This is a genomic window from Gluconacetobacter entanii (assembly GCF_013155425.1).
Classification (GTDB): domain Bacteria; phylum Pseudomonadota; class Alphaproteobacteria; order Acetobacterales; family Acetobacteraceae; genus Novacetimonas; species Novacetimonas entanii.
In genome coordinates, this window is sequence record NZ_JABJWD010000013.1 from 1 (window position 1) to 7,703 (window position 7,703).

Consider the following 7,703-nt stretch of genomic DNA (forward strand, 5'->3'; position numbering starts at 1 on the left):
GCTCGCCTGCAAAACTCCTGAAAATCCTCACTCAATGGGCTAAACTGCCTGCGTGAACCGTTCCAAACAATCCTTACCTATGCCAGCCCCAAACTTTTATCTCTTAAAAACCCATTCCCCGCACCACCATCAGTCCAGCGCGATCGGTTTATAGGCGGGCGTATAGATCATGCCCTCGATCCATTTGCGGATGTCGTCGGGGCGTTCGACATGGGCCATGTCATGGTCGAAGATATATTCCGCAAGCCGGCATGCGGAGGTGATCTCCACCTCCACGATCTGGTCCTGTGGCGGGAACAGGCGTCCGCGTGCCCGCGTCGCAAGGTCCACCTGATCCGCCAGCGCATGCGCGGCCTCGATGATGATGTCGTCGGTGATGTGGCGCGGGCAGGTGGCGTAGGTGGCAAGGCCGAGGCCCGGGAAGATGTAGAAATTGTTGGCCTGTCCCGGATGGAACGTCCTCTCGCCCATCTGCACGACCGGATACTGGATGCCTGCGGCATACAGTGCCTGTCCCCCTGACCATGTGTAAGCCTGTTCCGCCGTACATTCGGCATGGGGAATCGACAGGGCGAAGATGATGGGACGGGTGTTGATCGCACTCATGCGCTCGACTACGGCCTGCGTGAAGGTGCCCCCGGCGGTGGACACCCCGATCAGGATGGACGGCCGCACCCGCTCGATCACGTCGAGCAGGTCGGTTGCTGGCGCTTCATCGCGGGCATAGGGCCGCTGCTGTTCCGACAGGTCGGTCCGCGACGCGACCAGCAACCCGTCTTTGTCCATCATGGTGATCCGCGCACGGGCGTCACTTTCGGACAGGCCCTCGCGCTGCATGGCGCGCACCAGCAGGTCGGCGATGCCCAGCCCCGATGAACCGGCCCCGAAAAACACGATCTTCTGCTCTGACAATGGCGCGTCGATGATCTGCAGCGCCGTGGTCAGCCCCGCAAGGGTCACGGCCGCCGTGCCCTGGATGTCGTCGTTGTAGCACAGCACCCGGTCGCGATATTGCGCGAGGTAGCGGATCGCGTCGGTGCCCTTCCAGTCCTCGAAATGGATGCAGCAGGGGGGAAAGACCTCCTGCACCGCCTCGACGAATTCCTCCACGAACGCGTCGAGTTCCTCCTGCTCCGGCGGTTCACGCCGCAGCCCGAGATAGAGCGGGTCCGCCCGCAGCGCCGCGTTGGTCGTGCCGATATCAAGCTGGATCGGCAGCGTCGTGTGCGGCGGCACCGCCCCGCAGGCGGTATAGAGTTGCAGCTTGCCGATCGGGATGCCCATCCCGTTGGCCCCGATATCGCCAAGGCCAAGGATGCGCCCGCCGGTGGTCACGCAGATGAAGCGGACATTGCGTTCGGGCCAGTTGCGCAGGACGGAGGCGATGCGGCCCTTGTGCTCCAGGCTGATATACATGCCGCGCGGGCGGCGGTACAGGTGGCTGAACGCCTTGCACACCGCGCCGAGCGTGGGTGCATAGACGATGGGCACGAACCGCGCCGGGTCGGACATGATGACCTTGTAGAACAGGGTCTCGTTCCGGTCGCCAAGGCCGGAGAGGTAGATATAGCGCTCAAGGTCGTTCGGCTTGGCGTCGAGGTGACGGAACACGCGCTCCGCCTGACGTTCCAGCGTCTCGATCTGCGGTGGCAGCAGCCCTTCGAGGTCCAGCGCCCGTCGTTCCTCCGCGCTGAAGGCGGTTCCCTTGTTGGCGGCGGGGTCGTTCAGCAGCGCCGCCCCCCGGGGAATGGAACGGGACGTGGGATGGGTCATCGTGTGCGGTCTCCGGCAGGGGAAAAGGGGCAACGGGTCGTCCTTGCCAACGCCCGAACATGCCGCACACCCAACGTATCAGGCCAGCGGCAGTTCGTTCACATTGACGATGCGCCAGCCCTCGCGCAGGTGCTCGATCACGCTGAGCGACAGGTTCTGGATGGAAAAATGCAGCGCCGTGTGCGCGTGGACATGCAGCGCATGCGCCAGTGCCGCGCGGATCGCCCCGCCATGGCTGACGATCACCATGTCCTGTCCCGCATGTTCGCGTGACATGCGATCGAGTGCCGCGCCGACGCGTGCGCAGACCTGCACCATGCTTTCGCCGCCCGGTGGCTGCTCCGTGGCGCCGACGGACCAGAACGGGTGGGCCGGCACCGCCAGCTTTTCAGGCAGGCGGTCATGCGTCGTGCCGTGCCATTCGCCCATCGACTGCTCGGTAAAGGCAGGTTCGATCCGGCTGGCCTGCAAGCCGTATCCGGCCTGCTGGATCGCCTGCGCCGTCTGCTGCGCGCGGCCAAGGGGGGAGGTGAACCACAGTGCCGGGTGCGGCAGGCGGCGGGCCAGCACTTCGTACATGGGACGCTGCGCCACAAGGCTGTCGGGGCACAACGGCACGTCCATCGCGCCATACAGGTGCCTGCGCGCGTTCTGTTCGACAATGGCGTGACGGATCAGCCAGAACCGCGTGACCCCCTTTTGCAACTGCGGGGTATCGAGGAAATTACCGTGGTTTTGCGGCATGGGGGCAGGGATCTCCATAGGCGTTTGTTCGCGTTTGCCCAGCTTCAGGGCGAAGCCAAAATTCAAAAGTTTTTGGTGAAGCTTTTTTCAAAAAGCTTCGAGAGACGTCGCCTTTTTGAAAAAAGGCGACACCCAAAAACTTTTATTTTTTAAGACATCCTTTCCAGACGTCAGCCCTGTTCCAGATGATGCGGCATATAGGTCGGATGCGGGTCACAGGCCGCAATGGTGGGCCAGTGGCGCAGGATCAGGCTGATCTTGTCCACCACGCGGCGGACATCGCGGGTTTCGCGCTCCATCCGGCGGCGGCTGTCCATCCCGTCATGCGATGGCTCGCCCGAGACGAGGCGCGCCCCCGCCGAGATGCGCAGCGCCCCGGCCAGTTCCCCGTCCAGCGCCGGATGCGCCAGCGGCACGGGCTGTCCCACATGGCACAGCAGGGCCGCAAGGCGGCGTTCGTCCGCGTCACGGGCGGGAATGACGGTGGACAGGTCGGTATTGAGCCACGCGTACAATTTGCGCGCCAGCGCCAGCGCCAGCGGGCGGAACGTGTCGCCCGCGTCATGGGCGCGCACGAAAAAGGACAGGATGGTCGCCGCGTCGTCCCACGCATCCGCAAGCGGCGGCCGCCGGGGGGCATAGGGCGGCAGCAGGCACAGGTCGCGGTTGTGCGTGATGGCGTCGCGCGCCGCCGACAGGAACGTGCGCAGGCGCTGCGTCACGGTGGCGCGCGGCACGTCGGCCAGTGCCGCCATTTCCGCCATGGCCGCATGCCAGCGCAGGAGCAGCCCGATATTGTGCCCCGCAGGCAGCACCGTGCGCGCCTGTCCCACGGGCCATGCTGCCTGATGGGTGTATTGCGCAAGGCCCGCGGGCAGGCGGCCCGACAGGCGCGCCATGACCGGCGCAGGCAGCAGGACCGCACCGCAGAAGGGAGGGCCGGTGAAGAACTTTGACCCCGTGACCATCACCATCCACCCCCGGTCGAGGTAGTCGCGCACCCGTGCGGGGTCGAGTCGCGTCTGGCAGGCATCGACCACCACATCCACCTGCCCCGCGGGCGCGGTGGCCATGAGGGTGTCGAGTGTCTCCATCTGCGGGGCGAGCAGCCCGGTCTTCGACAGGTCGAGGCGATGCAGAAGGATATGCCGCCCGCGCGCCAGTTCCGACCGCGCCACGCGCAGGCAGTCCGCATCGACCTGCGCCAGCGGGATCTGCTGCCCGCGCGCGTCGCGCATCGGCAGGTCGATCACCTGCGTATCATCGGGGAACCCCGCGATCAGGTGCCCCTTTGGCACCATGTGGCCCAGTGCCGTGTCGTTGGCGAAATGGCAGCCCCGCGCGGCCAGCGGCACGCCGCTGCCGGTTTCTTCCGGCGCGATCAGGATGTTGCTGACCGCACGCCCCCCCGGCGCAAGGGCCGCCAGCGCAAGGGCGTACAGTTCGCAATCCGTGCCGGAGGGGGCAAGGATGATGCCCTCGTCCCCGCGCAGGCCGAAATGGCGCGCGATCCCGTCATGGATTTCTGTCGTCAGGGTGGCGGGCACGTCGGCCTGCGGGTCCGACAGGGCGGCGGCGATCAGGCGCAGGCGCGCGGCCTCCGCCCCGGCAAAGCCCCGCTCGGACAGCGACGACGCGGTGGAGGACGCAAACGTCACCGCCCACGGACGCGGGCGGTGCGAACATCCGTAATGGTTCAGGCCGGTGGTGGGATCGATGCTCAGCCGTGCATCCCCGCCCATCGCCATCAGCGTCTCGGTCGGCCCGGTCCATGGCCACAGCGCATCGAGGCGCGCATGCACGGCGTCGATGTCGGGCCGTTCGGCGGGGGCAGGCTGGCATGGGGCGATGGCCAGCCATACATCGCGCAGGATTTCGGGCGCGGGCAGATGGTCCGCCGCCATGATGTCGATCCATGCGGGCAGGGCGGTCGGTGCGGCTGTCATGGCCACGCCTGGTTCCGCCACCGTATCGCAGGTGACGTCAAGCCCATGGAACAGCGCCGCCGTCCGGGCCGCGCACAATGCCGCCATGACGGGCTGGTGGGGGGCAATGTCAAGCAGATGCGCGAGTTCCAGCGCGTGGCGCAGGTAGAACGCACTGTGCGCCCCATTGCCCATGCACGCCGATCCCAGCAGGACATCCCCCCGGTCCGTGACGCGGAACGGTTCGGGCAGGTCGGGCGACAGGCTGATGCGCCGCGTTCCCGCAATGACGCGCAGGTCGGGACGTTCAAGGACCCGGATCAGACCTTCGGTAAGCTGGTGGGCAAGCACGGGGTTCTCCGTAATGGGGCGCGTCAGGATGTCGTGGCGGGCGCGCCGGGGCCGCGGCGGTGCGCGCGCGATGGGGCATGACCCCGCATGGCCGCAGCAGCAGGGGGGGCGGTGGTCGGCGGCGCGGATGCGCGGGGCGTGATGGTGGCGGGCCGCTCCAGCGTCCAGCCTGCCTGCCGCGCGGTCAGGCGCATGTGGGCCGGGGGGGAAGCGAGGGCATGGATGGGCGGGTCAAGGGGGAGGTACAGTTCACGACTCATCAGGTGCAGCAGTTTTCCGTCCGCCCGACCATATTGACCATCCCCCATCACCGGGCAACCCAGCGTCGCGCAATGCACCCGTGCCTGATGGGTGCGCCCCGTATGCAGGCGCAGTTCCAGCCAGCTTGCCGGGCTGCCGTCGGGCATGTGCCCGCGTGCAAGGCAGCGCCATGTCGTGCGCGCCGCCTGCCCGCCCGGTGCGGCCTCGACCCACCATCGGCCACGGTCGGCCCGGCGCAGCAGCGGCGCATCGACCACGCCATCATCGGCGGGGGGGTGGCCATGGGTGATGGCCCAGTACAGCTTGGTCGCCTGACCATTGGCAAGGCACTCCTGTGCGGCGATCAGTGCCTGCTTGCGTAACGCGACCAGCAGGCAGCCCGACGTGTCACGGTCCAGCCGGTGGGCCAGCCATGGCCCGTTGCGATGGCGTGACATCAGGCCGAACGCGTCCTCCACACTCGGCCCGCCCGCGCGGCCCGGATGGGCGGCCAGGCCCGCGGGCTTGTCGATCACGATGAAATGCCGGTCCTGAAACAGGACGGGAAAGGGAAGGTTCCCCCCGCCACCGCTCGGGATGTCGCGGCGGGGGGTGGGGCCGGCCTTGCGCGTCATTCGTCGTCGGCGGTCTTGCGCATCAGCACCTCGCGGCGGCCGACATGGTTGGCCTCGCTGACAAGGCCTTCCTTTTCCATCTGCTCGATGATCTTGGCCGCGCGGTTGTAGCCGATCGAAAGGTGACGCTGGATGAAGGAGGTCGAGGCCTTGCCTTCGCGCGCGACAAGTTCCACCGCCTGCCCGAACAGGCTGTCTTCCTCGCCCCCGCCGCCGCCACCGATCGCGCGGCCGCCGCCATCCTCGTCCTGTGCGGAGATGACGTCATCGTCATAGATCGGCTCGCCCTGCGCACGCAGGAAGGCGACCACGGCCTCGACCTCGCTGTCCTCGACAAACGGGCCATGGACGCGGGTGATGCGCCCGCCCGCCTGCATGAACAGCATGTCGCCCCGGCCAAGCAACTGTTCCGCGCCCTGTTCGCCAAGGATGGTGCGGCTGTCGAACTTGCTGATGACCTGGAAGGAGATGCGGGTCGGGAAGTTCGCCTTGATGGTGCCGGTGATGACATCGACCGACGGGCGCTGTGTCGCGATGATCAGGTGGATGCCCGCCGCGCGCGCCTTCTGCGCCAGACGTTGCAGCAGGGCCTCGATCTCCTTGCCCGCGACGATCATCAGGTCCGCCATCTCGTCAACGATGACGACGATATAGGGCAGCGCGTCGAGCGCAAGCTGCTGTTCCTCGAACGTCGGCTTGCCGGTTTCGGGGTCGTATCCGGTCTGCACGCGCCGGGTGACGATTTCGCCCCGGGCGCGGGCCTCGGCCACGCGTTCGTTGTAGCTGGCGATGTTGCGCACCTGCAGGTGGGCCATGGCGCGATACCGGCGGTCCATTTCGCGCACGGTCCATTTCAGCGCCGCGACCGCCTTCGCCGGTTCGGTCACCACCGGCGTCATCAGGTGGGGAATCCCCTCATAGATCGAGAATTCAAGGATCTTGGGGTCAATCAGGATCAGGCGGCACTGATCCGGCGACAGCCGGTAAAGCAGCGACAGGATCATCGCGTTCACGCCCACCGACTTGCCCGACCCGGTGGTGCCCGCGATCATCAGGTGCGGCATGGAGCCAAGGTCGCTGTAGACCGGCTCCCCCGCGATGTCCTTGCCCAGCGCAAGGTTCAGGCGCGCGCGTGCATGCACCCAGCGCTCGTCACGCAGCAGTTCGGAGAAATAGACCGTTTCGCGGCGCGTGTTGGGCACCTCGATACCGATGACATTGCGCCCCGGCACCGTGGCGATGCGCACGCTCAGCACCGAAAGCGAACGCGCGACATCATCGGCCAGCCCGATGACGCGTGCGGCACGGATGCCCGGCGCGGGCATCAGTTCGAACAGGGTGACGACCGGCCCGGCGTGATAGGTATTGATCTCCCCCTGCACCCCGTATTCCGACAGGACGGTGACAAGGTGCGCGGCATTGGCCCTGAGCAGTTCTTCCGTCGGGCCGGTCGTCGCATGGGACGGGGGCGGATGCAGCAGCGAAAGCGGCGGCAACTGCCACGCATGCTGCTGCGGCGCGTCATAATGGTCTTCGGCAGGGGCGCTGGCCGCATGCTGCTGTGGCGCCGGGGGTGGATCGTCCATCACGGGGGCCGGGGGCGCGGGCGCGCGTGTGGCGCCTGTGCTGAACAGGCGTCCCAGCAGCGTCGGGCGTTCCTGCTGCGGCGCGGCGGCGGCCGGGGGGGCGAATGTCGTCGCCGGTGGCGGCGGGTCTTCATGCCAGGGTGCGACATCCTGCGATCCCGCCTGGGTTTCCAGCAGCGGGGGCGGGATGTCTTCCTCCATGCCCGGTGGATGCACCCAGTTCGTGCCGATCGACACACGCCCCTGCCGGGACGGGGTGGGTACGCTGGCGGCGGCAGGCTGCGGGACGGCCTCGCGCGTGGGGGGCAGCGGCGGCGGCGCGGATTCGCGCACGCTCAGCGAGCGCGAAGTCGCGGGCGGCGGCACGGGCGGCGGCGGGGTCATGGCCCGCGATGGTGCGGCGGGGGTGGTTTCCACCGCCGGATACTCCGTCACGGGCAGGGTCGGGT

5 protein-coding genes are annotated in these 7,703 nt (G+C 67.5%); all 5 read right to left on the reverse strand.

From position 1 onward, the window contains the following. Positions 1-129: 129 nt before the first annotated feature. On the reverse strand, positions 130-1,773 hold the full coding sequence (locus tag HNH97_RS04005) for an NAD-dependent malic enzyme (RefSeq protein ID WP_171789956.1): 1,644 nt from the start codon (positions 1,771-1,773) through the stop codon (positions 130-132). Between the two features lie 78 nt (positions 1,774-1,851). Beyond that, positions 1,852-2,517: a histidine phosphatase family protein gene (locus tag HNH97_RS04010; protein ID WP_110913825.1), complete on the reverse strand. Its 666-nt coding sequence runs from the start codon at positions 2,515-2,517 to the stop codon at positions 1,852-1,854. A gap of 170 nt (positions 2,518-2,687) precedes the next feature. After that, positions 2,688-4,793 carry a hypothetical protein gene (locus HNH97_RS04015; RefSeq protein ID WP_171789958.1) on the reverse strand — a complete coding sequence of 702 codons (2,106 nt, stop codon included), beginning with the start codon at positions 4,791-4,793 and terminating at the stop codon, positions 2,688-2,690. A gap of 23 nt (positions 4,794-4,816) precedes the next feature. Beyond that, positions 4,817-5,668, reverse strand: coding sequence for an RluA family pseudouridine synthase (locus HNH97_RS04020; RefSeq protein WP_171789959.1), 852 nt, complete (start codon positions 5,666-5,668; stop codon positions 4,817-4,819). Beyond that, positions 5,665-7,703: DNA translocase FtsK (locus HNH97_RS04025; protein ID WP_244949299.1), on the reverse strand; the 2,039-nt coding region annotated here is incomplete at its 5' end. The genes HNH97_RS04020 and HNH97_RS04025, both read right to left, overlap by 4 nt.